Source organism: Streptomyces sp. NPDC051020, from assembly GCF_040683105.1.
In the GTDB taxonomy this organism is placed as follows: Bacteria; Actinomycetota; Actinomycetes; order Streptomycetales; family Streptomycetaceae; genus Streptomyces.
In genome coordinates this window covers 1-25,007 of sequence record NZ_JBFBCG010000025.1, presented here as the reverse complement: position 1 = coordinate 25,007, position 25,007 = coordinate 1, and the positions used below count along the sequence as shown (strand labels likewise).

24 protein-coding genes and 1 pseudogene are annotated in these 25,007 nt (G+C 68.6%); 17 read left to right on the top strand and 8 right to left on the bottom strand.

The features are described 5' to 3' along the window. Positions 1 to 41: 41 nt before the first annotated feature. The 6 genes from gap (at position 42) to pgi (ending at position 5,754) form a co-directional block, all read left to right on the top strand. The gene (gap, locus tag AB0N06_RS16000) at positions 42 to 1,046 is read left to right on the top strand and encodes a type I glyceraldehyde-3-phosphate dehydrogenase (protein WP_366135286.1); all 1,005 of its coding nucleotides are present in this window, start codon (positions 42 to 44) and stop codon (positions 1,044 to 1,046) included. Between the two features lie 110 nt (positions 1,047 to 1,156). Next, entirely contained in the window at positions 1,157 to 2,368 is a 1,212-nt protein-coding gene (locus AB0N06_RS15995; RefSeq protein WP_366135285.1) for a phosphoglycerate kinase, read from the top strand. A gap of 6 nt (positions 2,369 to 2,374) precedes the next feature. Further along, positions 2,375 to 3,151 carry a triose-phosphate isomerase gene (tpiA, locus tag AB0N06_RS15990; protein ID WP_366135284.1) on the top strand — a complete coding sequence of 259 codons (777 nt, stop codon included), beginning with the start codon at positions 2,375 to 2,377 and terminating at the stop codon, positions 3,149 to 3,151. Positions 3,152 to 3,264: 113 nt separating this feature from the next. Beyond that, positions 3,265 to 3,501: a preprotein translocase subunit SecG gene (gene secG / locus AB0N06_RS15985; protein ID WP_078839980.1), complete on the top strand. Its 237-nt coding sequence runs from the start codon at positions 3,265 to 3,267 to the stop codon at positions 3,499 to 3,501. A gap of 109 nt (positions 3,502 to 3,610) precedes the next feature. Beyond that, positions 3,611 to 3,946 carry an RNA polymerase-binding protein RbpA gene (locus AB0N06_RS15980; protein ID WP_078839979.1) on the top strand — a complete coding sequence of 112 codons (336 nt, stop codon included), beginning with the start codon at positions 3,611 to 3,613 and terminating at the stop codon, positions 3,944 to 3,946. A 155-nt stretch (positions 3,947 to 4,101) separates the two neighbouring features. Then, on the top strand, positions 4,102 to 5,754 hold the full coding sequence (gene pgi / locus AB0N06_RS15975; RefSeq protein ID WP_366135283.1) for a glucose-6-phosphate isomerase: 1,653 nt from the start codon (positions 4,102 to 4,104) through the stop codon (positions 5,752 to 5,754). Between the two features lie 319 nt (positions 5,755 to 6,073). Here pgi and pgl read toward each other — a convergent pair whose 3' ends face one another. The 5 genes from pgl to tkt are packed head-to-tail and all read right to left on the bottom strand — an operon-like array spanning position 6,074 to position 12,678. Beyond that, positions 6,074 to 6,856, bottom strand: coding sequence for a 6-phosphogluconolactonase (gene pgl, locus AB0N06_RS15970; protein WP_366135282.1), 783 nt, complete (start codon positions 6,854 to 6,856; stop codon positions 6,074 to 6,076). Continuing rightward, positions 6,853 to 7,887 (bottom strand): glucose-6-phosphate dehydrogenase assembly protein OpcA, encoded by a 1,035-nt coding sequence (opcA, locus tag AB0N06_RS15965; RefSeq protein ID WP_366135281.1) that lies wholly within the window; start codon positions 7,885 to 7,887, stop codon positions 6,853 to 6,855. Before opcA ends, pgl begins: the two co-directional genes overlap by 4 nt. Continuing rightward, the gene (gene zwf, locus AB0N06_RS15960) at positions 7,884 to 9,416 is read right to left on the bottom strand and encodes a glucose-6-phosphate dehydrogenase (protein WP_366135280.1); all 1,533 of its coding nucleotides are present in this window, start codon (positions 9,414 to 9,416) and stop codon (positions 7,884 to 7,886) included. The genes opcA and zwf overlap by 4 nt, the downstream gene beginning before the upstream one ends. Positions 9,417 to 9,422: 6 nt before the next feature. After that, a complete protein-coding gene (gene tal / locus AB0N06_RS15955; protein WP_366135279.1) occupies positions 9,423 to 10,541 on the bottom strand; it encodes a transaldolase in 1,119 nt (372 codons plus the stop codon). Positions 10,542 to 10,575: 34 nt separating this feature from the next. Next, a complete protein-coding gene (gene tkt / locus AB0N06_RS15950; RefSeq protein ID WP_366135278.1) occupies positions 10,576 to 12,678 on the bottom strand; it encodes a transketolase in 2,103 nt (700 codons plus the stop codon). 525 nt (positions 12,679 to 13,203) lie between these two features. On the opposite strand from tkt, the gene AB0N06_RS15945 reads away from it, so the two are divergent. From AB0N06_RS15945 to AB0N06_RS15935, 3 genes and pseudogenes are all read left to right on the top strand, one after another. Further along, positions 13,204 to 14,157: a heme o synthase gene (locus AB0N06_RS15945; RefSeq protein ID WP_366135277.1), complete on the top strand. Its 954-nt coding sequence runs from the start codon at positions 13,204 to 13,206 to the stop codon at positions 14,155 to 14,157. Between the two features lie 94 nt (positions 14,158 to 14,251). Then, positions 14,252 to 14,611 (top strand): hypothetical protein, encoded by a 360-nt coding sequence (locus AB0N06_RS15940; RefSeq protein WP_366135276.1) that lies wholly within the window; start codon positions 14,252 to 14,254, stop codon positions 14,609 to 14,611. A 50-nt stretch (positions 14,612 to 14,661) separates the two neighbouring features. Next, positions 14,662 to 14,959: pseudogene (locus AB0N06_RS15935) on the top strand (amidohydrolase); the annotation flags it as partial. A 67-nt stretch (positions 14,960 to 15,026) separates the two neighbouring features. Here AB0N06_RS15935 and AB0N06_RS15930 read toward each other — a convergent pair. From AB0N06_RS15930 to AB0N06_RS15920, 3 genes are all read right to left on the bottom strand, one after another. After that, a complete protein-coding gene (locus AB0N06_RS15930) occupies positions 15,027 to 16,040 on the bottom strand; it encodes a COX15/CtaA family protein (protein ID WP_366135275.1) in 1,014 nt (337 codons plus the stop codon). Between the two features lie 291 nt (positions 16,041 to 16,331). After that, complete coding sequence (locus AB0N06_RS15925) at positions 16,332 to 17,099, bottom strand: ABC transporter permease (RefSeq protein WP_366135274.1); 768 nt, start codon at positions 17,097 to 17,099, stop codon at positions 16,332 to 16,334. Continuing rightward, entirely contained in the window at positions 17,096 to 18,022 is a 927-nt protein-coding gene (locus tag AB0N06_RS15920) for an ABC transporter ATP-binding protein (RefSeq protein WP_366135273.1), read from the bottom strand. The genes AB0N06_RS15925 and AB0N06_RS15920 overlap by 4 nt, the downstream gene beginning before the upstream one ends. A 136-nt stretch (positions 18,023 to 18,158) precedes the next feature. On the opposite strand from AB0N06_RS15920, the gene AB0N06_RS15915 reads away from it, so the two are divergent. Genes AB0N06_RS15915 through AB0N06_RS15880 form a run of 8 tightly spaced genes read left to right on the top strand, consistent with a single transcriptional unit; the run spans position 18,159 to position 24,710 of the window. Further along, on the top strand, positions 18,159 to 18,899 hold the full coding sequence (locus tag AB0N06_RS15915; RefSeq protein WP_366135272.1) for a metalloregulator ArsR/SmtB family transcription factor: 741 nt from the start codon (positions 18,159 to 18,161) through the stop codon (positions 18,897 to 18,899). Further along, a complete protein-coding gene (gene sufB / locus AB0N06_RS15910) occupies positions 18,896 to 20,317 on the top strand; it encodes a Fe-S cluster assembly protein SufB (RefSeq protein WP_345514753.1) in 1,422 nt (473 codons plus the stop codon). The genes AB0N06_RS15915 and sufB overlap by 4 nt, the downstream gene beginning before the upstream one ends. 59 nt (positions 20,318 to 20,376) lie before the next feature. Continuing rightward, the gene (gene sufD, locus AB0N06_RS15905; RefSeq protein WP_366135271.1) at positions 20,377 to 21,558 is read left to right on the top strand and encodes a Fe-S cluster assembly protein SufD; all 1,182 of its coding nucleotides are present in this window, start codon (positions 20,377 to 20,379) and stop codon (positions 21,556 to 21,558) included. Then, the gene (locus AB0N06_RS15900) at positions 21,558 to 21,875 is read left to right on the top strand and encodes a bifunctional 3-phenylpropionate/cinnamic acid dioxygenase ferredoxin subunit (protein ID WP_358860180.1); all 318 of its coding nucleotides are present in this window, start codon (positions 21,558 to 21,560) and stop codon (positions 21,873 to 21,875) included. The genes sufD and AB0N06_RS15900 overlap by 1 nt, the downstream gene beginning before the upstream one ends. A 7-nt stretch (positions 21,876 to 21,882) precedes the next feature. Then, on the top strand, positions 21,883 to 22,647 hold the full coding sequence (gene sufC, locus AB0N06_RS15895; RefSeq protein ID WP_037691717.1) for a Fe-S cluster assembly ATPase SufC: 765 nt from the start codon (positions 21,883 to 21,885) through the stop codon (positions 22,645 to 22,647). Beyond that, the gene (locus AB0N06_RS15890) at positions 22,644 to 23,900 is read left to right on the top strand and encodes a cysteine desulfurase (protein ID WP_366135270.1); all 1,257 of its coding nucleotides are present in this window, start codon (positions 22,644 to 22,646) and stop codon (positions 23,898 to 23,900) included. Before sufC ends, AB0N06_RS15890 begins: the two co-directional genes overlap by 4 nt. Positions 23,901 to 23,910: 10 nt before the next feature. Beyond that, positions 23,911 to 24,366, top strand: coding sequence for a Fe-S cluster assembly sulfur transfer protein SufU (gene sufU, locus AB0N06_RS15885; protein WP_366135269.1), 456 nt, complete (start codon positions 23,911 to 23,913; stop codon positions 24,364 to 24,366). Next, positions 24,363 to 24,710: a metal-sulfur cluster assembly factor gene (locus tag AB0N06_RS15880; protein WP_037691711.1), complete on the top strand. Its 348-nt coding sequence runs from the start codon at positions 24,363 to 24,365 to the stop codon at positions 24,708 to 24,710. The genes sufU and AB0N06_RS15880 overlap by 4 nt, the downstream gene beginning before the upstream one ends. Positions 24,711 to 25,007: the final 297 nt, after the last annotated feature.

Below are 25,007 nucleotides of genomic sequence, written 5' to 3'. Positions count from 1 at the left end.
GCCGGCGTCGAAACCCGGCTTACCAACGAGGAGATCGGTTCGTGACGATCCGCGTAGGCATCAACGGCTTTGGCCGCATCGGTCGTAACTACTTCCGCGCGCTGCTGGAGCAGGGTGCGGACATCGAGATCGTGGCTGTCAACGACCTGGGTGACACGGCGACCACGGCCCACCTTCTGAAGTACGACACCATTCTGGGTCGTCTGAAGGCCGAGGTCAGCCACACCGCCGACAGCTTCACCGTCGACGGCCACACCATCAAAGTGCTCTCCGAGCGCAACCCGGCCGACATCCCCTGGGGTGAACTGGGCGTCGACATCGTCATCGAGTCGACCGGCATCTTCACCAAGAAGGCCGACGCCGAGAAGCACATCGCCGGTGGTGCCAAGAAGGTCCTCATCTCGGCTCCGGCCAAGGGCGAGGACATCACCATCGTGATGGGCGTCAACGAGGACAAGTACGACGCGGCCAACCACCACGTCATCTCCAACGCCTCCTGCACCACCAACTGTGTTGCGCCGATGGCCAAGGTTCTGGACGAGAGCTTCGGCATTGTCAAGGGCCTCATGACGACGGTTCACGCGTACACGAACGACCAGCGCATCCTGGACTTCCCGCACTCCGACCTGCGTCGCGCCCGCGCCGCCGCGCAGAACATCATCCCGACCACGACCGGTGCCGCCAAGGCCACCGCTCTGGTGCTCCCTCAGCTCAAGGGCAAGCTCGACGGCATCGCGATGCGCGTTCCGGTCCCGACCGGCTCGGTCACCGACCTGGTCATCACGCTGGAGCGCGAGGTCACCCGCGACGAGGTCAACGCCGCCTTCCAGAAGGCCGCCGAGGGCCCGCTCAAGGGCAAGCTCGTCTACACCCAGGATCCGATCGTGTCCTCGGACATCGTCTCGGACCCGGCGTCCTGCACCTTCGACTCTCTGCTGACCATGGCAGAGGGCACGCAGGTCAAGGTCATCGGCTGGTACGACAATGAGTGGGGCTACTCCAACCGCCTCGTCGACCTGACCGTGTTCGTCGGCAGCCAGCTCTGACCGTCGAACCGGCAGGCACCTCGATGTGAGCACGGGGCTCGGACAGCGCAACGCAGCGCCGTTCGAGCCTCGTTGCATGCTCTCTCCCGCCCTCCAAGGAGTCCAGCAAGATGAAGACGATCGACGAACTTCTCGCCGAAGGGGTCACCGGCAAGCGCGTATTCGTCCGCGCCGACCTCAACGTGCCGCTGAGCGGCACCACCATTACCGACGACGGCCGCATCCGCGCCGTCCAGCCGACCGTGCAGAAGCTCGCCGCGGCCGGTGCGAAGGTCGTCGTGGCCTCGCACCTGGGCCGCCCCAAGGGCGCCCCGGACCCGGCCTTCTCCCTGGCCCCCGCCGCCGCCCGGCTCGGCGAGCTGATCGGCGCCGACGTCGCCTTCGCGACCGACACGGTCGGCGAGTCCGCCCGCGCCACGGTCGCAGCCCTCACCGACGGCCGGGTCGCCGTCATCGAGAACCTCCGCTTCAACCCCGGCGAGACGTCGAAGGACGACGCCGAGCGCGGCGCGTTCGCCGACCAGCTCGCCGAACTCGCCGATGTGTACGTGGGCGACGGCTTCGGAGCCGTCCACCGCAAGCACGCCTCGGTCTTCGACCTGCCGGCCCGCCTGCCGCACGCCGCGGGCGACCTGATCGCCACCGAGGTCGGCGTCCTGAAGAAGCTCACCGAGGACGTCGCGCGTCCGTACGCCGTCGTGCTCGGCGGCTCCAAGGTCTCCGACAAGCTCGGCGTCATCGACCACCTGCTGGAGCGGGCCGACCGCATCCTCATCGGCGGTGGCATGGCGTACACCTTCCTCAAGGCCCAGGGCCACGAGGTCGGCAGTTCCCTCCTGCAGGAGGACCAGATCCCGGCGGTGCTGGAGTATCTGAAGCGCGCCGAGGAGAAGGGCGTGGAGTTCGTGCTCCCCGTCGACGTCGTGGTCTCCGAGCAGTTCCCGGACCTCAAGACCAAGGCGCCGACCCAGCACAGCACCGTGCCCGCGCACGCCATCCCGGCCGGCGTGATGGGTCTGGACAACGGACCCGAGACCAACAAGCTGTACGCCTCGAAGCTTGCCGACGCCGTCACCGTCTTCTGGAACGGCCCCATGGGCGTCTTCGAGCACCCCGACTACGCCGAGGGCACCCGGGCGGTCGCCCAGGCCCTCGTCGACTCCTCGGGCTTCAGTGTCGTCGGTGGTGGCGACTCCGCCGCTGCCGTCCGCATCCTGGGCTTCGACGAGAACGCATTCGGCCACATCTCGACCGGTGGCGGCGCCAGCCTCGAATACCTCGAGGGCAAGACGCTTCCCGGCCTTGCCGCACTGGAGGACTGACCTTTCATGAGCACCCGTACCCCGCTGATGGCGGGCAACTGGAAGATGAACCTCAACCACCTCGAGGCCATCGCACACGTCCAGAAGCTCGCCTTCGCCCTGGCCGACAAGGACTACGACGCCGTCGAGGTCGCCGTCCTGCCGCCCTTCACCGACCTGCGCTCGGTGCAGACGCTGGTCGACGGCGACAAACTGAAGATCAAGTACGGCGCCCAGGACCTCTCGGCGCACGACTCCGGCGCGTACACCGGTGAGATCTCCGGCCCCATGCTCGCCAAGCTGAAGTGCACCTATGTCGCGGTCGGCCACAGCGAGCGCCGCCAGTACCACGGCGAGAACGACGAGATCTGCAACGCCAAGGTGAAGGCCGCGTACCGGTACGGCCTGACGCCGATCCTCTGCGTCGGTGAGGGCCTGGACATCCGCAAGGCCGGTGACCAGGTCGCGTACACCCTCGCGCAGCTCGACGGCGGCCTGAAGGACATCCCGGCCGAGCAGGCCGAGTCCATCGTGATCGCCTACGAGCCGGTCTGGGCCATCGGCACCGGTGAGGTCGCCACCCCCGAGGACGCGCAGGAGGTCTGCGGTGCGATCCGCCGCCGGCTCGCCGAGCTGTACTCGCAGGAGCTGGCGGATGCTGTCCGTATCCAGTACGGCGGCTCGGTGAAGTCCGGGAACGTCGCGGCGATCATGGCGCAGCCCGACGTGGACGGTGCCCTGATCGGCGGCGCCGCACTGGATGCCGACGAATTCGTCAAGATCGTCCGCTTCCGCGACCAGTGAGTATGCGGTAGCGCCGATCCGTCGTACCCTTGCGGGGGCCGGGGGCATTGTCCCCCCGGCCCCCGTTGTCCGTTAGAGCAGTCCAAGGGAATTCCGGAAAGTAGGGACCAGCCGTGGTTATGGGGTTCTCGATCGCCCTGATCGTCTTCAGCCTGCTGCTGATGCTGCTGGTGCTGATGCACAAGGGAAAGGGCGGCGGCCTCTCCGACATGTTCGGTGGCGGTATGCAGTCGTCCGTCGGTGGCTCCTCGGTCGCCGAGCGAAACCTCGACCGGATCACCGTGGTGGTCGGTCTGGGATGGTTCGCATGCATTGTCGTGCTTGGTCTGCTGATGAAGCTGGACAACTGACCCGGCGTCCGCGATTCCCGGTGAGGGTGTAACTCCTTTCACTGGACGCGCGTTGGGCCTTACGTAGACTGGGGCATCTTCGAGCACCATCACGCAGGGAGTTACGACCGTGGCAAGTGGCAACGCGATCCGGGGAAGCCGGGTCGGAGCGGGGCCGATGGGTGAGGCCGAGCGGGGCGAGTCCGCGCCGCGTCTCCGCATCTCCTTCTGGTGCTCGAACGGGCACGAGACGCAGCCGAGCTTCGCCAGTGACGCGCAGACACCGGACACGTGGGACTGCCCGCGCTGTGGCTTCCCGGCCGGTCAGGACCGGGACAACCCGCCGGACCCGCCGCGCACCGAACCGTACAAGACGCACCTCGCGTACGTACGTGAGCGTCGCAGCGATGCGGACGGCGAGGCCATCCTCGCCGAGGCCCTGGCCAAACTCCGGGGCGAAATCTAGTTTTGGTCCACCGGCCGGTCACCCCATGGGTGCCCGGCCGGAGTGCATTTGTCGGCGTCGCAGCTCTCCGTCGCCGCGTCAACCCCCCTGATCAATTAAGTTGGAGGGGCAGCGGGGCATGTGCACGTACGAGAAGAAGTGGGCTGATATCCGGGATGAACGCACGAAGTCGAATCAAGCTGAATCAGACGCCCGAGTGGACCGCTCTCGGCAAGCACCGCGAGCAGTTCGGGCAGACGCATCTGCGGCAGCTGATCGCGGACGATCCGGAGCGCGGGGCCGGCTATACCCTCCGGGTCGGCGATCTGTATCTCGACTACTCCAAGCACCTGGTCACCGACGAGACGCTCCGACTGCTGCGTGAGCTCGCCGACGCCACCGGAGTCGCCGAGCTGCGTGACGCCATGTTCCGCGGCGAGAAGATCAATACCACCGAGGACCGTGCGGTCCTGCACACCGCGCTGCGCGCCCCGCGCGACGCCGTGATCGAGGTCGACGGCGAGAACGTGGTGCCCGCCGTGCACGCCGTGCTCGACAGGATGGCGGCCTTCGCCGACCGCATCAGGTCGGGGGAGTGGACCGGCCACACCGGCAAGCCGATCAAGAACATCGTCAACATCGGCATCGGCGGCTCCGACCTCGGCCCCGCCATGGCGTACGAGGTGCTGCGCTCCTTCACGGACCGCTCGCTCACCGTCCGCTTCGTGTCGAACGTCGACGGCGCCGACCTGCACGAGGCCGTTCGCGACCTCGACCCCGCCGAGACGCTGTTCATCGTCGCGTCGAAGACCTTCACCACGATCGAGACGATCACCAACGCCACCTCCGCCCGCAACTGGCTGCTGACCGGCCTCCGTGCCGAGCAGGACGCGGTCGCCAAGCACTTCGTGGCGCTCTCGACCAACGCCGGGAAGGTCGCGGACTTCGGCATCGACACCGCCAACATGTTCGAGTTCTGGGACTGGGTCGGCGGCCGTTACTCGTACGACTCGGCCATCGGTCTCTCGCTGATGATCGCCATCGGACCGGACCGGTTCCGCGAGATGCTCGACGGCTTCCACCTCGTCGACGAACACTTCCGCACCGCTCCGGCGGAGGCCAACGCCCCTCTGCTGCTCGGCCTGCTGGGCATCTGGTACGGCGCGTTCTTCGACGCCCAGTCGCATGCCGTACTGCCGTACTGCCACTATCTGTCCAAGTTCACCGCCTACTTGCAGCAGCTGGACATGGAGTCCAACGGCAAGTCGGTGGACCGGGACGGCAATCCGGTCGAGTGGCAGACCGGACCGGTCGTCTGGGGCACACCCGGCACCAACGGGCAGCACGCCTACTATCAGCTGATCCACCAGGGCACCAAGGTCATCCCGGCCGACTTCATCGGCTTCGCCGAGCCGGTCGCCGACCTGCTGCCCGGGCTCGTCGCCCAGCACGATCTGCTGATGGCCAACTTCTTCGCCCAGACCCAGGCGCTGGCCTTCGGCAAGACGCCGGACGAGGTCCGCGCGGAGGGCGTCGCCGAGGAGCTGGTGCCGCACAAGACGTTCCGGGGCAACCACCCCACGACGACGATCCTCGCGGACCGGCTGACGCCGTCCGTCCTCGGCCAGCTCATCGCGCTGTACGAGCACAAGGTCTTCGTCCAGGGCGCCGTCTGGAACATCGACTCCTTCGACCAGTGGGGCGTCGAGCTCGGCAAGGTTCTCGCCAAGAAGATCGAGCCGGTGCTGACCGAGGGCACAGGGGGCGAGCAGCTGGACAGCTCGACCGCCGCCCTCGTCGCCGCGTACCGCACGCGGCGGGGCCGCTGATACGGGACACGCCCCCAGCGGTGACTGCCCGGTGACCCGCTCCGGCACCGTACGGCGGTGCACCGCCGCACGGGAGCGGGCCGGAGTGATCGGCTGGACGGTGAGGCAGTCGTACGTCCAGCGGCGGTCGGGGCTGCTGAGCGTGACCGCCACGACGGCGGCCGGAGCGGGGTGGGACCGAGTGCGCCGATGCGGCACCGCGGACGTCTCGTGGCACGGCCCCGGCGCGGCGGATCGCTCCCGCAGGTACCGGACACAGACAGGCCCGGCCCGCTCCTGGGAGCGAACCGGGCCTGTTGTCAGCCGCGCTGACGGCCACTCAGGGAGAGGCCGGCGGATACAGCGCGCGCGGCAGCTGCGAGGCCGCCGCCGAATCCAGCAGCCACAGCGTGCGGCTGCGTCCGTACGCGCCCGCCGCCGGGGCCTGGATCTCCCCGGCGCCCGACAGTGCGATGGCCGCGGCCTCCGCCTTGTCCTCGCCCGCCGCGAGCAGCCACACCTCGCGCGCGGCCCGGATCGCGGGCAGCGTCAGTGAGATGCGGGTGGGCGGCGGCTTGGGAGCGCCGTGCACACCGACGACGGTGCGCTCGGTCTCCCGTACCGCGGGCAGCTCCGGGAAGAGCGACGCGACATGCGTGTCCGGGCCCACGCCCAGCATCAGCACATCGAACGTCGGGACCGGGCCGTGGTCCTCCGGACGGGCCGCGGTGGCCAGTTCGGCGGCGTACGCGGCCGCGGCGGTGTCGGCGTCGTTGCCGCAGGGGCCGTCCGAAGCGGGCATCGCATGGACCCGGGACGGGTCGAGCGGCACCGAGTCCAGCAGGGCCTCACGGGCCTGCGTGACATTGCGCTCCGGATCGCCGTCCGGCAGGAACCGCTCGTCGCCCCACCACAGGTCGAGCCGCGACCAGTCGATCGCGTCCCGGGCGGGCGCGGCGGCGAGCGCGGCCAGCAGGCCGTTGCCGTTGCGCCCACCGGTGAGGACCACCGAGGCGTAGCCGCGCGCGGCCTGGGCGTCCACGATCTTCGTGATCAGCCGGGCCGCGGCGGCCTGCGCCATCAGCTCCTTGTCGCGGTGCACGACAAGTTGAGGGGCACTCACTTCGCTGCCGCCCTCTTCGCCGCGCTCTTCTTCGCCGGGGCCGGGGACGGGGCCGGGGTGGCGGCGGGCTCGGACGCCTTCGCTGCGGCGGGCTCGGGCGCTGCCGCGCCGGCGAGATTATCCACACCGAACTTCACCGTGGCCTCGTAGGTGTTGTCCGGGTCCAGACGGCGCAGCTCCTCGGCGAGCAGCTCGGCGGTCTCCCGCCGCTTGAGCGCCACCGCACGGTTCGGCTGTCCCTCCATGGAGAGCGTCGCCAGCGAACCGTCCGGGCGGTCCAGGACGATGGTGCCTTCCTTGGTTTCCATCCGTACGGCCGTCAGACCGGGGCCGGCGGACAGCGTGCGCTGCACCGGTACCTTGAGCCGGTCCGCGAGCCACATGGCGAGCAGCTCGCAGCTGGGGTTCTCCGACTCGCCCTCGACCGTCGCCGACAGGACCTCGACCGGCTTCTGGTCCAGCGCGGCCGCCAGCATCGAGCGCCACGGGGTGATGCGGGTCCAGGACAGATCCGTGTCGCCCGGGGTGTACGACTGGGCCCGCGCCGTGAGTTCGGCGCTCGGCTCCTCCGCCGAGTAGGCGTCCGTGATCCGACGCTGGGCGAGCGCGCCCAGCGGGTCCTTCGCCGGGTCGGACGGTGCGTCCTCGGGCCACCACAGCACGACCGGGGCGTCCGGCAGCAGCAGCGGCAGGACCACCGACTGGGCGTGGTTGGCCAGTTCACCGTGGAGGCGCAGGACGATGGTCTCGCCGGAGCCCGAGTCGGAACCGACCCGTACCTCGGCGTCGAGCCGCGCGTCGCGCCGGCTGCGCGGCGAGCGGCTGACCCGCTTGATCACCGCGATGATCCGCGAGGGGTGTTCGCGGGAGGAATCGCTCGCCGCTTTGAGGGCGTCGTAGGCGTTCTCCTCGTCGGTGACGATGACCAGGGTCAGCACCATGCCGATGGCCGGCGTGCCGACGGCACGCCGAGCCGACACCAGCGCTTGGTTGATCTTGCTGGAGGTGGTTTCCGTGAGGTCGATCTTCATGGCCGACGCCAGCTCCGTCCGTCTCGTGCGAGCATCTCGTCCGCCTCTGCCGGACCCCAGGTGCCCGCCGGGTACTGCGCGGGCTTGCCGTGCTTGTCCCAGTACTCCTCGATCGGGTCGAGGATGTTCCAGGAGAGCTCGACCTCCTGGTGGCGGGGGAAGAGGTTGGCGTCGCCCAGCAGCACATCGAGGATGAGCCGCTCGTACGCCTCCGGGCTGGACTCGGTGAAGGACTCGCCGTAGGCGAAGTCCATCGTGACGTCCCGGACTTCCATGGAGGTGCCGGGCACCTTGGAGCCGAACCGCACGGTCACGCCCTCGTCCGGCTGGACCCGGATGACCAGCGCGTTGCCGCCCAGTTCCTCCGTGGCCCCCGACTCGAACGGCAGGTACGGGGCACGCTTGAAGACGACCGCGATCTCCGTGACCCGGCGGCCGAGCCGCTTTCCGGTACGGAGGTAGAACGGCACGCCCGCCCAGCGGCGGTTGTTGATCGTCAGCTTGATCGCGGCGAAGGTGTCGGTCTTCGACTTGGGGTCGATGCCGTCCTCCTCCAGATAGCCGAGAACCTCTTCGCCGCCCTGCCAGGCGTGGGCGTACTGGCCGCGCACGGTGTGCTTGCCCAGATCCTCCGGCAGTTCGACCGCCGTGAGCACCTTGAGCTTCTCGGCGACCAGGGCCTTCGGGTGGAAGGAGCCGGGCTCCTCCATCGCGGTCAGTGCCAGCAGCTGCAGCAGGTGGTTCTGGATGACGTCACGGGCGGCGCCGATGCCGTCGTAGTAGCCGGCCCGGCCGCCGATGCCGATGTCCTCGGCCATCGTGATCTGGACGTGGTCGACGTAGCTCCGGTTCCAGATCGGCTCGAACATCGTGTTGGCGAACCGCAGCGCCAGGATGTTCTGGACCGTCTCCTTGCCCAGGTAGTGGTCGATCCGGAAGACCTCGTTGGGCGGGAACACGTCGTGCACGATCTGGTTGAGATCCTGCGCACTCGTGAGGTCGTGACCGAACGGCTTCTCGATGACGGCGCGCCGCCAGGAACCCTCCGTCTGGTCCGCCAGTCCGTGCTTCTTCAGCTGCTGGACGACCTTCGGGAAGAACTTCGGCGGCACGGACAGGTAGAAGGCGAAGTTGCCGCCCGTGCCCTGTTCCTTGTCGAGCTCCTCGATGGTGGCCTTGAGGGTTTCGAAGGCATCGTCGTCGTCGAAGTTGCCCTGGACGAAGCGCATCCCCTGGATGAGCTGCTGCCAGACCTCCTCACGGAACGGCGTGCGGGCGTGCTGCTTGACGGCGTCGTGGACCTCCTGGGTGAAGTCCTCGTCCTGCCACTCGCGGCGCGCGAAGCCGACGAGCGAGAAGCCCGGTGGCAGCAGGCCGCGGTTGGCCAGGTCATAGACAGCGGGCATCAGCTTTTTGCGGGACAAATCGCCCGTGACGCCAAAGATGACCAGACCCGACGGCCCCGCGATGCGCGGGAGCCGGCGGTCCTGGGCGTCACGGAGCGGGTTGGCTCCGGGAACACCAGACAATGTGGGTCAGCCCTCCGAAGGAGCGAGGCGCTTGAGCTCCGCCTCGGTGGAGTTGAGCAGATCGATCCAGGACGCCTCGAACTTCTCGACGCCCTCGTCCTCGAGGAGCTGCACGACGTCGTCGTAGGAGATCCCGAGCTTCGCGACGGCGTCGAGCTCGGCCCGCGCCTGCTCGTAGGTGCCGGCGACGGTGTTGCCGGTGACCTGCCCGTGATCGGCCGTGGCCTCCAGGGTTGCCTCGGGCATGGTGTTCACCGTGCCGGGGGCGACCAGGTCGACGACGTACAGCGTGTCCTTGTACGCGGGGTCCTTGACACCGGTGGAGGCCCACAGCGGACGCTGCTTGTTGGCCTGCGCCTTGTCCAGAGCCGCCCAGCGGTCGGAGGAGAAGACCTCCTCGTACGCCTGGTACGCCAGCCGGGCGTTGGCGAGCGCCGCCTTGCCCTTCAGCGCCTTGGCCTCGTCGGTGCCGATCGCGTCGAGCCGCTTGTCGATCTCGGAGTCCACACGGGACACGAAGAACGACGCCACCGAGTGGATCCTGGACAGGTCCAGGCCTGCGGCCTGCGCCTTCTCCAGGCCGGCCAGGTAGGCGTTCATGACCTCGCGGTAGCGCTCCAGCGAGAAGATCAGCGTGACATTGACGCTGATGCCCTTGCCGATGACCTCGGTGATCGCCGGCAGACCGGCCTTCGTCGCCGGGATCTTGATGAGCGTGTTCGGCCGGTCGACCAGCCAGGCCAGCTGCTTGGCCTCGGCGATCGTGGCGTGGGTGTGGTGGGCCAGACGCGGGTCGACCTCGATGGAGACCCGGCCGTCCTGGCCGCCCGTGGCGTCGAAGACCGGGCGCAGGATGTCGGCGGCGTCGCGGACGTCCGCCGTCGTGATCATGCGGATGGCCTCGTCGACCGTGACCTTGCGGGTCGCCAGGTCGGTGAGCTGCTGCTCGTAACCGTCTCCGTGCGAGATCGCCTTCTGGAAGATGGACGGGTTGGTGGTGACGCCCACGACGTGCTGCTGGTCGATCAGCTCGGCGAGGTTGCCGGAGGTGATCCGCTTGCGCGACAGGTCATCGAGCCAGATCGCCACGCCCTCGTCGGAGAGGCGCTTGAGTGCGTCTGTCATGAGAATTGCATCTCCTACTAGTCGTATAACGGCGTCAGCGCGCGGCGGCGGCGAGAGATTCCCTGGCGGCGGCGGCAACGTGCGCACCGGTGAAACCGAACTCGCGGAAGAGGACCTTGGCGTCGGCCGAGGCACCGAAGTGCTCCAGCGAGACGATCCGGCCGGCGTCTCCGACGTACCGGTACCAGGTCAGCCCGATGCCCGCCTCGACGGCGACGCGGGCCTTCACGGACGGCGGCAGAACACTGTCCTTGTACGCCTGGTCCTGCTCCTCGAACCACTCGACCGACGGCATCGAGACCACCCGGGTCGGGATGCCGACCGCCTGCAGTTCCTCGCGCGCCTCGACGGCGAGGTGGACCTCGGAACCCGTGCCGATCAGGAGGACCTGCGGCTCGGTGTTCTGCCCTTCGGGCCCTTCGGCCTCGAACAGCACGTAGCCGCCCTTGGCCGCGTCCTCGTTCGCCTCGTACGTCGGCACGCCCTGACGGGTCAGCGCCAGGCCGTGCGGGGTGCCCTTGCCGAACACCTTGGTGTAGCGGCGCAGGATCTCGCGCCAGGCGACGGAGGTCTCGTTGGCGTCGGCCGGGCGGACGATGTTCAGGCCCGGGATGGCGCGCAGCGAGGCCAGGTGCTCCACCGGCTGGTGGGTCGGGCCGTCCTCGCCGAGACCGATCGAGTCGTGCGTCCACACGTACGTCACCGGCAGGTGCATCAGCGCGGACAGCCGCACGGCGTTGCGCATGTAGTCGGAGAACACCAGGAAGGTGCCGCCGTAGATGCGGGTGTTGCCGTGCAGTGCGATGCCGTTCATGGCCGCGGCCATGGCGTGCTCGCGGATACCGAAGTGGATCGTGCGGCCGTACGGGTCCGCGCCCGGCAGCGGGTTGCCCACCGGGAGGAACGACGACGTCTTGTCGATCGTCGTGTTGTTCGAGCCCGCGAGGTCGGCGGAGCCGCCCCACAGCTCGGGGATGATCTCGCCGAGAGCCTGGAGCACCTTGCCGGAGGCGGCGCGGGTGGCGACGCTCTTGCCCGGCTCGAAGACCGGAATGCTGTCCTCCCAGCCCTCGGGCAGCTCGCCCGCGGAGATCCGGTCGAACTCGGCGGCGCGCTCCGGGTTGGCGGTGCGCCACGCGGCGAACGTCTTCTCCCACTCGCCCTTGGCCTCGCGGCCGCGGTCCAGCGCCCCACGGGTGTGCGCGATGACCTCGTCGGAAACCTCGAAGGTCTTCTCCGGGTCGAAGCCCAGGGCCTTCTTGGTCGCCGCGACCTCGTCCTCGCCGAGCGCCGAGCCGTGCGAGGCCTCGGTGTTCTGGGCGTGCGGGGCCGGCCAGGCGATGATCGAGCGGGCCGCGATGAAGGACGGGCGCTCGGTCTCGGCCTTGGCCGCCTGGAGCGCCTGGTAGAGACCCGCGGGGTCCAGGTCGCCGTTCGGCAGCTGCTCGACGCGCTGGACGTGCCAGCCGTACGCCTCGTACCGCTTCAGGGTGTCCTCGGAGACCGCGGTCTCCGTGTCGCCCTCGATGGAGATGTGGTTGTCGTCCCACAGCAGGACCAGGTTGCCGAGCTTCTGGTGCCCGGCCAGCGAGGAGGCCTCCGCGGAGATGCCTTCCTGGAGGCAGCCGTCACCGGCGATGACCCAGACCATGTGGTCGAACGGTGAGGTGCCGGGGGCCGCATCCGGGTCGAACAGGCCGCGCTCGTAGCGGGAGGCCATGGCCATGCCCACGGCATTGGCGACGCCCTGGCCCAGCGGGCCCGTCGTCGTCTCGACACCGGTGGTGTGGCCGTACTCCGGGTGACCGGGGGTCTTCGAGCCCCAGGTTCGGAACGCCTTGAGGTCATCGAGTTCCAGGCCGTACCCGGCGAGGTAGAGCTGGATGTAGAGGGTCAGGCTCGTGTGACCCGCCGAGAGCACGAACCGGTCGCGACCGGTCCAGTTCGCGTCGGCGGGGTCGTGCCGCATCACCTTCTGGAAGAGCGTGTACGCGGCGGGGGCCAGGCTCATCGCCGTACCCGGGTGGCCGTTTCCGACCTTCTGTACGGCGTCAGCGGCAAGGACGCGGACAGTGTCCACGGCCCGCTGGTCCAATTCGGTCCACTGGAGGTCTGTGGTGGTCGGCTTGGTGCTCACCCTGAGTCAGGGCTCCTCTCCACTGTTGTAAACCGGTGGCTGGTGACCGCACCGGGCGTCGTCGAGCCTACCCCCGACACAGCACGCATTTTCCGGGTACTTTCCAGGGTGCGGGCGGCCTGTGGAGTTCGCCTCCCGTATGAGCGCAACGGCTCACTTCTGCGCTACTCCGATGAGCGCCACTCCTTACTCGGAGGCCGCGCACATAGGTGCAGTGTCGCGCGCCGATGGGCGGCGTCCGGCGGCGTTGTCGTCGGTCGACGACTCCCCCATAGCCCGAAAGGCAGGGGAGGGGCCCCCTCCGCGTCGCCTCCCTCCTCCGCCTTGCCAGGCTTGCCCCTCGCCCCGCTCCTTCCTCTGTGCGCGGCCTCTTATGCGCTCATCGGACACCGTGCTTCTGCGCCACTCCAACACGACGCCACCCCCGCGAAGAACGGCCTGTCCCCAACGTCTACAGTGGTCTGGTTCGCGCAAGTCTTTACTGGGCCTTCATGTCCGGAGCTTGCTGGGATTTCTCTGTCAGGGGTGTGCGTGACGGCCGTCGAGTCCCGACCCGCAGGGGTCGCCTTGACTCCGAGCCCAGGGGGCCATCGCCCGTTCGGGGCCCGTATCAAGGCATTCGTGGCGCTGACCAAGCCGCGGATCATCGAGCTGTTGCTGATCACCACTGTTCCGGTGATGTTCCTGGCCGCTCAGGGTGTGCCCGACCTGTGGCTCGTACTCACCACCACCATCGGGGGATATCTCTCCGCGGGTGGTGCCAATGCGCTCAACATGTACATCGACCGCGACATCGACGCGTTGATGGACCGTACGTCGCAGCGTCCGCTGGTCACCGGCATGGTGAGCCCGCGCGAATGCCTGGCCTTCGGTATTGCCCTCGCGGTGATCTCGACGGTCTGGTTCGGGCTGCTCGTCAACTGGCTGTCGGCGGCACTGTCGCTGGGCGCGCTGCTCTTCTACGTCGTCGTCTACACGATGCTGCTGAAGCGGCGCACCTCGCAGAACATCGTCTGGGGCGGCATCGCGGGCTGCATGCCGGTCCTCATCGGCTGGTCCGCCGTGACCAACTCGATGTCCTGGGCCGCGGTCATCCTCTTCGCCGTCATCTTCTTCTGGACGCCGCCGCACTACTGGCCGCTGTCGATGAAGGTCAAGGACGACTACGCCCGTGTCGGCGTACCGATGCTCCCGGTCATCGCGTCCAACCGGGTGGTGGCCCGCCAGATCGTCATCTACAGCTGGGTGATGGTGGCGGTGTCGCTGCTGCTGACGCCGCTCGGCTACACCGGCTGGTTCTACACGGCCGTGGCGCTGCTGACCGGCGGGTTCTGGCTCTGGGAGGCGCACAGCCTGCAGAACCGGGCGAAGGCCGGGGTGTCCGGTGCCAAGCTCAAGGAAATGCGACTGTTCCACTGGTCGATCACCTATGTGTCGCTGCTGTTCGTCGCCGTCGCGGTCGACCCGTTCCTGCGCTGACACCGTTTCGTTCCTGCCGACGGGCGGGGTACGTGGCCCATGCCACGTGCCCCGCCCGTCGCCAGTTGATCTACCCATCGGTAGCATCCGTTGCATGGCAGACACGGCAGAGACCCAGCAGGTCGACGACAGGAAGCAGGCCGTCCGCGCGGAGCGCAGGGCAGCCAGGCTCGCCAAGCAGATCGGCGCCTTCGCCAAGGCGCACGGCGGCGCCGAGGGGCAGCTCGCCTACATGGGGCAGATGGGCACCCGCATCGTGCTGGTCGGCGAGGACGGCAGCTGGGGCGACCTGGTCGCACCCTCGCACGCGGTCGCCGAGAGGGCCACCGCGAAGGCCGGGATCACGATGCACGAGTCCTTCGACGGAGAGTTCGCCGCCAAGGTCCGCACCGGCCCGTACGAGTGGACGCGGATGGCCGGGATCCAGGTCGGAGGCCCCTCCAACAAGGGCTGAGCCGCCACCCGGGACATCTCCGGGCGCATCTCACGGGTGTGCTCCGCACCGAGCCGGTCGCCGGCACCTCGGGCACCCTCGAGAGCTTCCTCGCCAGCCTCGTGGCGGCCGTGCACACCGCGGCCGCCTCCGCCGTCGCCTTCACCACCGCCGCGGCCGTACGCCATGGCCTGGAACCCGATCCGGCACCGCCAGGACCGGCGAGGTGCGCGGCACGGCCGGACGGTGGCCGGCCGAGCGGCACGGGCCGGTGCCGGCGGCCCGCGCACGCTGTGCGCGACCCCCGACGACCCGGTGCTGCTGCGGCATCTGGTGTGGACCGCGATCGCCTGCGGGCGCCCGCTGCAGCCGCGCACCACCGACCCCCGGCGGACGGTCGGATTCGCCGCCGCGACGGCCGGGCTCGGCAGCGATCTCAGCCGGCGGCTGCGGGCTCCAGGGTCTCCGCGGCTGGGGCGGGCACCGGGGCGGTCGCCACCGGGCGCTCGCGCAGCGAGAGCAGCACCCGCACGACGGCGATCCACACCAGGCACGAACCGAGCATGTGCAGCCCGACCAGGATCTCCGGCGTGTCGGTGAAGTACTGCACATACCCGATCACACCCTGCGCCATCAGCACCAGGAAGAGATCACGGGTGCGGTGCAGCGGACCGACCGGCGCGTCGACGGCCTTCAGTACGAACCAGAGCGCGACCGTCAGCGCCACCACGACCCAGGCCAGGTCGGCGTGGAGCTGCGCGATCATCTTCCAGTCGAGCGGGATGCGGTGGACCTCGCTGGAGTCGCCCGCATGCCGTCCGGCACCCGTCACGACCGTGCCGACGGCGACCAGCAGGCCGGCCGCGGTCACCAGCAGCCAGGTCAGCTGCGAGACCGCCTTGCCGACCAGCGGACGCGGCTCCGCGTCGCCCTCCCGGACCCGCTGCCAGGTCACGACGGCGACCGTGATCAGCGCGGTGGAGAGCAGGAAGTGCGCCGCGACGGTGTACGGGTTGAGGCCGACCAGCACGACGATGCCGCCGAGCACGGCGTTGCCCATGACCACCCAGAACTGCGCCCAGCCGAGCCGGGTCAGGCTGCGCCGCCAGGGCTGAGCGGAGCGGGCCGTGATGATCGCCCAGCCGACCGCCGCGCACAGCACGTAGGTGAGCATCCGGTTGCCGAACTCGATGGCGCCGTGGATGCCCATCGCGCTCGTCGTCGTCAGGGACTCGTCGGTGCACTTGGGCCAGGTGGGGCAGCCGAGACCGGAGCCGGTCAGCCGCACCGCACCGCCGGTGACCACGATGACGACGGCCATCACGACGGCCGACATCGCCGCACGGCGGACCGTCCGGGGGGACGGGGTCCAGCGTTCGGCGATGTAGAGGAGCGGGTTCCGCGCGGCTTGAGCGACTTCGGCTCGGGTCAGCTTGGGCACGCGCACCATCGTAAGCGGCGGCTTGTGCAAGCTTTCACGAGGGGGACGAGTTACCTCGAAACGTCATGCCGCACGTCGCCCCAGGTGAGACCGGTCGGTCTTAGACCGACCGGCAATTGGGGGGCGGCGTCACGGGGCTGGGGCACGCACCTCGCGGTGTTGTCGTCAATCACCATGTTCCCCAAGCTCTCGGCTTCGCTCGAGCAGGGGAGGCCCCATTCGCCATGGCTCAATCCTCCGCCTTGCGATGCACGCACCCCAGCCCCGCTCCTTCACCCACCCCCCAATTGCCGGTCGGTCTTATTCCCAACGGAAGAACTTTGCCGCCGCGCCCAGCCCGAGCACCGCCCAGACCGCGAGGATCCCGAGATCGCCCCACGGCATCGAGGCGCCGTGCTGGAGCACGTCCCGCAGCCCGTCGGACAGGGCCGCGATCGGCAGCAGCCCCAGCACGGACTGCGCCGCGTCCGGGAATTTGTCCAGCGGCACGATGACTCCGCCGCCGACCAGCAGCAGCAGAAAGACCAGGTTGGCGGCGGCGAGCGTCGCCTCCGCCTTCAGCGTCCCGGACATCAGCAGGCCGAGCCCGGAGAACGCGGCGGTGCCGAGCGCGAGCAGCAGCAGGACGGCGAGCGGGTTGCCGTGCGGCGACCAGCCCAGCGCGAACGCGATCACCGTCAGCAGCGCGACCTGCAGCACCTCGGTGACCAGTACCGCGAGGGTTTTCGCGGTCATCAGCCCCCAGCGGGGCAGCGGTGAGGCACCGAGGCGCTTGAGCACGCCGTACCGCCGCTCGAAGCCGGTCGCGATGGCCTGGCCGGTGAAGGCGGTGGACATCACCGCGAGCGCGAGAATGCCCGGCGCCAGGAAGTCGACGGACCTGCCCGCGCCGGTGTCCACGATGTCGACGGCGCTGAACAGCACCAGCAGCAGCGTCGGAATGATCACCGTCAGGAGCAGCTGCTCGCCGTTGCGCAGCAGCATCTGCGTCTCCAGCGCGGTCTGCGCACCGATCATGCGGGGCAGCGGGGCGGCACCGGGCCGCGGGGCGTACGTACCGGCGCTCATGCGCGCAGCTCCTTGCCGGTCAGTTCCAGGAAGACGTCCTCCAGGGTGTGACGCTCGACGGAGATGCCCTCGGGCATCACGCCGTGCTGCGCGCACCAGGAGGTGACGGTGGCCAGCAGTTGTGGGTCGACCTGGCCGGTGATGCGGTAGGTGCCGGTGGTGGGCTCGGCCGCCTGCGTGCCGTCGGGCAGCGCCTTCAGCAGCGAGCCGAGGTCGAGACCGGGGTGGCCGGTGAAGCGCAGGGTGTTCTCGGCGCCGCCGCGGCACAGCAGCTCCGGGCTGCCCTGGGCGATGACCCGGCCCGCGTCGATGATGGCGACATCGTCGGCGAGCGCCTCGGCCTCGTCCATGAAGTGGGTGGTGAGGACGACCGATACGCCGTCGGCGCGCAGTTCCCGTACGAGATCCCAGGTGGAGCGTCGGGCCTGCGGGTCGAGGCCCGCGGTCGGCTCGTCCAGGAACACCAGCTCGGGGCGGCCGACGACGGCCATCGCCAGGGCGAGGCGCTGCTGCTGGCCGCCGGAGAGCCGGCGGTAGGTCGTCCGGCCGCAGCTGCCGAGGCCGAGGCGCTCGATCAGCGCGTCGACGTCGAGCGGGTGGGCGTGCAGTTTCGCCATGTGGCGGAGCATCTCGTCGGCGCGCGCTCCGGAGTAGACGCCACCCGACTGCAGCATCACGCCGATCCGGGGGCGGAGCTCCGCGGCGTCGGCGACCGGGTCGAGGCCGAGGACGCGTACGCTCCCGGCGTCGGGGCGGCGGTAGCCCTCGCAGGTCTCGACGGTGGTGGTCTTGCCGGCGCCGTTGGGGCCGAGGACGGCGGTGACCGTACCGGTGCGTACGCCCAGGTCGAGGCCGTTCACCGCGGTCTTGGTGCCGTACCGCTTCACCAGGCCACGGATCTGCACGACCGGCTCGTTCTTCATGGCCGGTAAGTCTAGGCAGCGGCCCGGAGGGCGAGTCCCCGGGGGCCGGATTAGGTAACCCTTAGTGACGAACTCCACCGTTGATCGTTTCGGACCGTGGTTGTCAGGGCCGGAGGAATTACGCAACAATGGCGTTGTGAAATACCAGGGCGAGCCTCGGCAGGAGGAATTCGCGACCGGCGAGCGCTCGACGCGCAACCGGGTCGCGCGCTCCATCCTGGACCACGGCCCGTCCACCGTCGCCGATCTGGCGAAGCGGCTCGGACTGACCCAGGCCGCCGTCCGCCGTCATCTGGACGCCCTCCTCTCCGACAATGTCGTCGAGGCCCGCGAGCAGCGGGTGTACGGGGCGCGGACCCGTGGCCGCCCGGCCAAGGTGTTCGCTCTGACCGACTGTGGCCGGGACGCCTTCGACCAGTCCTACGACAAGCTTGCCGCCGACGCTCTTCGCTGGATCGCCGAGACCGCGGGCGATGAAGCGGTCGCCGTCTTCGCCCGTGCCAGGACCGCTGCCCAGTCAGTGGCCTACCGCAGGGCGATCGAGGCCGCGGACCCCGAGGAGCGCACCGAGGCACTGGCCAAGGCCTTGTCCGCCGACGGGTACGCTGCTACGGCGCGCAGCGCGCCGGGCCCCCAGCAGGGCGAGCAGCTGTGCCAGCACCACTGCCCGGTCGCCCATGTCGCCGAACAGTTCCCGCAGCTGTGCGAGGCGGAGACGGAAATCTTCTCCAGCCTGCTCGGGACCCATGTGCAGCGTCTGGCCACCATCGCCCACGGCGACGGGGTGTGCACGACGTTCGTACCGCGCGGCGGACCCCCAACCGCACAGACCACCACATCAGCATCTGCAAGCACGGCCGGGAGGAACCCCGCATGACGCTCCCCACGGAGACTGCCCACCCTGAGCTCGAGGGTCTGGGTACGTACGAATTCGGCTGGGCCGACTCCGACGCGGCAGGCGCGGCGGCCAAGCGCGGCCTCTCCGAGGCTGTCGTACGTGACATCTCGGCGAAGAAGAACGAGCCCGAGTGGATGCTGAAGCTCCGCCTCAAGGGCCTGCGGCTGTTCGACAAGAAGCCGCTGCCGAACTGGGGCTCGGACCTGTCGGGCATCGACTTCGACAACATCAAGTACTTCGTGCGGTCCACCGAGAAGCAGGCGGAGTCCTGGGAGGACCTGCCCGAGGACATCAAGAACACCTACGACAAGCTCGGCATCCCGGAGGCGGAGAAGCAGCGCCTGGTCGCCGGTGTCGCCGCGCAGTACGAGTCCGAGGTCGTCTACCACCAGATCCGTGAGGACCTGGAGGAGCAGGGCGTCATCTTCCTCGACACGGACACCGCGCTGAAGGAGCACCCGGAGCTCTTCAAGGAGTACTTCGGCACCGTCATCCCGGTCGGCGACAACAAGTTCGCCTCGCTGAACTCGGCCGTGTGGTCCGGTGGCTCGTTCATCTACGTGCCGAAGGGTGTCCACGTCGACATCCCGCTGCAGGCCTACTTCCGTATCAACACGGAGAACATGGGCCAGTTCGAGCGGACGCTGATCATCGTCGACGAGGACGCCTACGTCCACTACGTCGAGGGCTGCACCGCGCCGATCTACTCCTCGGACTCGCTGCACTCCGCCGTCGTCGAGATCATCGTGAAGAAGGGCGGCCGCTGCCGCTACACGACGATCCAGAACTGGTCGAACAACGTCTACAACCTGGTCACCAAGCGCGCCGTGGCGTACGAGGGCGCGACCATGGAGTGGGTCGACGGCAACATCGGCTCCAAGGTCACCATGAAGTACCCGGCCGTCTACCTGATGGGCGAGCACGCCAAGGGCGAGACGCTCTCCATCGCCTTCGCCGGCGAGGGCCAGCACCAGGACGCCGGATCCAAGATGGTCCACATGGCGCCGAACACCTCCTCCAACATCGTCTCCAAGTCGGTGGCGCGAGGCGGCGGCCGTACCTCGTACCGCGGCCTGGTCGAGATCGGCGAGGGCGCCGCGGGCTCCAAGTCCAACGTGCTGTGCGACGCGCTCCTGGTCGACACGATCTCCCGCTCCGACACGTACCCGTACGTGGACGTCCGTGAGGACGATGTGTCCATGGGTCACGAGGCCACTGTCTCCAAGGTCTCCGAGGACCAGCTCTTCTACCTGATGAGCCGCGGTCTGACCGAGTTCGAGGCCATGGCCATGATCGTGCGCGGCTTCGTCGAGCCGATCGCGCGTGAGCTGCCCATGGAGTACGCGCTTGAGCTCAACCGGCTGATCGAGCTGCAGATGGAGGGTTCGGTCGGCTAGCACAGCCTGACGACCGAATCCCCCGACTTTTGACAGAGAAAGCGAGCACTACGACAGCCATGGCTGAGGCTCAGAACATTCCGGCGGGGTCCACCACCACCGGGTCCATCGCGGTGGCCGCCGAGTCGACCGTCGCCACGCGCATGAGCGCGCCCCCGTCGTTCGACGTCGCGAACTTCCCGGTCCCGCACGGCCGCGAGGAGGAGTGGCGGTTCACGCCGCTGGAGCGGCTGCGCGGCCTGCACGACGGCACGGCCGTCGCGACCGGTGGCGCCGTCAAGGTCGAGGTCGACGTCCCCGAGGGCGTCACCGTCGAGACCGTCGGCCGCGACGATGCGCGGCTCGGCAGGGCGGGCACCCCGGTGGACCGCGTCGCCGCCCAGGCGTACTCGTCCTTCGAGAAGGCCTCGGTCATCACGGTCGCCAAGGAGGCCGTGCTCGCCGAGCCGATCCGGATCGCGGTGCACGGCGAGGGCGGCGTGGCCTACGCCCACCAGGTCATCGAGCTGGGAGCCTTCGCCGAGGCGGTGGTCGTCATCGACCACACCGGTGACGCGATCCTCGGGGGCAACATCGACTACGTCCTCGGTGACGGTGCGAAGCTGACCGTCGTCTCCGTCCAGGACTGGGACGACACCGCCGTCCACGCCGCTCAGCACAACGCGCTGATCGGCCGGGACGCCACCTTCAAGTCGATCGTCGTCACCTTCGGTGGCGACCTGGTCCGCCTCCACCCGCGGGTCTCCTACGCGGGCACCGGCGGTGAGGCGGAGCTCTTCGGTCTGTACTTCACCGACAGGACCCAGCACCAGGAGCACCGTCTCTTCGTCGACCACAACACCCCGCACTGCAAGTCCAACGCCGTCTACAAGGGCGCGCTCCAGGGCGACGGCGCGCACGCGGTGTGGATCGGTGACGTGCTCATCCAGGCCAAGGCCGAGGGCACCGACACCTACGAGATGAACCGCAACCTCGTCCTCACGGACGGAGCGCGGGTCGACTCGGTGCCGAACCTGGAGATCGAGACCGGCGAGATCGTCGGCGCCGGTCACGCCTCCGCGACCGGCCGCTTCGACGACGAGCAGCTCTTCTACCTGATGTCCCGCGGCATCCCGGCCGAGGAGGCCCGCCGGCTCGTCGTGCGCGGCTTCTTCGCCGAGCTGGTCCAGCAGATCGGTCTGCCGGACGTCGAGGCCCGTCTGCTCGACAAGATCGAGGCCGAGCTGAAGGCTTCCGTCTGATGGCCTTCGTCAGAGTCTGTGCGCTGAGCGAGCTGGAAGAGGACACCCCGAAGCGGGTGGAACTCGACGGAACGCCGGTCTCTCTCGTCCGTACCGAGGGGGAGGTGTTCGCGATCAACGACATCTGCTCGCACGCGAACGTCTCACTGTCCGAGGGAGAGGTCGAGGACTGCATGATCGAGTGCTGGCTGCACGGCTCCAGTTTCGACCTGCGTACCGGCAAGCCGTCCGGCCTTCCCGCGACGCGCCCCGTCCCCGTATACCCCGTCAAGATCGAAGGGGACGATGTGCTCGTCTCCGTCACCCAGGAGTCCTGAGTCACCCATGGCAACGCTTGAAATCCGCGACCTGCACGTCTCCGTCGAGGCCGACAACGCCACGAAGGAGATCCTCAAGGGCGTCGACCTGATCGTGAAGCAGGGCGAGACGCACGCCATCATGGGCCCCAACGGGTCCGGCAAGTCGACCCTCGCGTACTCCCTCGCAGGTCACCCCAAGTACACGATCACCAGCGGCACGGTGACCCTGGACGGCGAGGACGTCCTCGCGATGACCGTCGACGAGCGCGCCCGCGCCGGCCTGTTCCTGGCCATGCAGTACCCGGTCGAGGTCCCCGGTGTCTCGGTCTCCAACTTCCTGCGTACCTCCGCCACCGCCGTCCGCGGCGAGGCGCCCAAGCTGCGTACGTGGGTGAAGGAGGTCAAGGAGACGATGGCCGACCTCCAGATGGACCCCGCGTTCGCCGAGCGCAACGTCAACGAGGGCTTCTCCGGTGGTGAGAAGAAGCGCCACGAGATCCTTCAGCTGGAGCTTCTCAAGCCGAAGGTCGCGATCCTCGACGAGACCGACTCCGGCCTCGACGTCGACGCCCTGCGCGTCGTCTCCGAGGGCGTCAACCGGGTGCGCGAGACCGGCGAGGTCGGCACGCTGCTGATCACGCACTACACGCGGATCCTCCGTTACATCAAGCCCGACTTCGTGCACGTCTTCGCCAACGGCCGTATTGCCGAGTCCGGCGGCGCCGAGCTCGCCGACAAGCTGGAGAACGAGGGCTACGAGGCATATGTGAAGGGTGGCGCTTCCGCGTGACACAGCTGCCGGGCCTCCTCGACACCGAGGCGATCCGCAAGGACTTCCCCCTGCTGGATCGTACGGTCCACGACGGGAAGAAGATCGTTTACCTGGACAGCGCGGCGACTTCGCAGAAGCCGCGCCAGGTCCTCGACGCGCTCAGCGAGTACTACGAGCGGCACAACGCCAATGTCCACCGCGGCGTGTACACGATCGCGGAGGAGGCCACGGCGCTGTACGAAGGCGCCCGCGACAAGGTCGCCGCCTTCATCAACGCGCCGAGCCGCAACGAGGTGATCTTCACCAAGAACGCCTCGGAGTCGCTCAACCTCGTGGCCAACATGCTCGGCTGGGCCGACGAGCCCTACCGGGTGGACCACGAGACCGAGATCGTCACCACGGAGATGGAGCACCACTCCAACATCGTGCCGTGGCAGCTGCTCGCGCAGCGCACCGGTGCGAAGCTGAAGTGGTTCGGTATCACCGACGACGGCCGCCTCGACCTGTCCAACATAGACGAGATCATCACGGAGAAGACGAAGATCGTCACCTTCACGCTGGTCTCCAACATCATGGGCACGATCAACCCGGTCGAGAAGATCGTCCGCCGTGCCCAGCAGGTCGGCGCGCTGGTCTGCATCGACGCGTCGCAGGCGGCCCCGCACATGGTGCTCGACGTGCAGGCGCTGCAGGCCGACTTCGTGGCCTTCACCGGGCACAAGATGGTCGGCCCGACCGGCATCGGCGTGCTCTGGGGACGGCAGGAGCTCCTGGAGGACCTGCCGCCGTTCCTCGGTGGCGGCGAGATGATCGAGACCGTGTCGATGCACTCGTCGACATACGCCCCGGCGCCGCACAAGTTCGAGGCGGGTACGCCCCCGATCGCGCAGGCCGTCGGCCTCGGCGCGGCTGTGGACTACCTCTCGGCGATCGGCATGGACAAGATCTTCCGGCACGAGCACGCGATCACCGAGTACGCGGTGAAGCGCCTCCTGGAGGTTCCGGACCTGAAAATCATCGGTCCGTCCACAGCGGAGGACCGCGGCGCCACGATCTCGTTCACGCTCGGCGACATCCACCCGCACGACGTGGGCCAGGTCCTCGACGAGCAGGGCATCGCGGTCCGCGTCGGACACCACTGCGCACGGCCGGTCTGCCTGCGGTACGGAATTCCTGCGACGACGCGAGCGTCGTTCTATCTGTACTCCACGCCCGCCGAGGTCGACGCCCTGGTGGACGGTCTGGAGCACGTCCGGAACTTCTTCGGCTGAGGGTTGACTGGTGAAGCTTGATTCGATGTACCAGGAAGTGATCCTGGACCACTACAAGCACCCCCACGGGCGCGGTCTGCGGGACGGCGACGCCGAGGTGCACCACGTCAACCCGACGTGCGGAGACGAGATCACGCTCCGGGTGAAGTACCACGGCGAGACCATCGCCGATGTGTCGTACGAGGGCCAGGGCTGTTCCATCAGTCAGGCCAGCGCCTCCGTGATGAACGAGCTGCTGGTCGGCAAGGAGCTGGGCGAGGCGCAGAAGATCCAGGAGACCTTCCTGGAGCTGATGCAGTCGAAGGGCCAGCTCGAGCCGGACGACGCGATGGAGGAGGTGCTGGAGGACGCGGTCGCGTTCGCCGGTGTCTCGAAGTACCCGGCCCGGGTCAAGTGCGCGCTGCTGAGCTGGATGGCGTGGAAGGACGCGACGGCGAAGGCGCTGTCCGAAGGGAACAAGGCATGAGCGATCACGGTACGCCAGAAGTACTGACCACCAAGCCGGCCTCCGAGGAGGAGGTCCGCGAGGCGCTGTACGACGTCGTCGACCCCGAGTTGGGCATCGATGTCGTCAACCTGGGCCTGATCTACGGCATTCACATCGACGACGCGAACATCGCCACCCTCGACATGACCCTGACGTCCGCGGCCTGCCCGCTGACCGATGTCATCGAGGACCAGGCGAAGTCCGCGACCGACGGCCTCGTCAACGAGCTCCGGATCAACTGGGTCTGGATGCCGCCCTGGGGCCCGGACAAGATCACGGACGACGGACGCGAGCAGCTGCGCGCGCTCGGCTTCAACGTCTGATCCCCCACGCTTCCTGACGGCCTCCGGCTCGAGCCGGAGGCCGTCAGGCGTTGTTCGTCCGCCGGTTGCGACTCCCGCTCCGTCTGGTACACCGTCAACAGCCGGCGGACGAGCGCGGCTTCGCGGTTCGTTGTGGCGAACGGCCATGACCGCCGGGCAGACTGGCGGTCATGGCCGTTTCCTTTTAGAGGCCGCGCACATGGGTGGGGCGGCGTCGCGTGCCGATGGGCGGCGCCTGGCGGCGTTGTCGTCGGTCGACGACTCCCCCATAGCCCGAAAGGCATGGGAGGGGCCCCC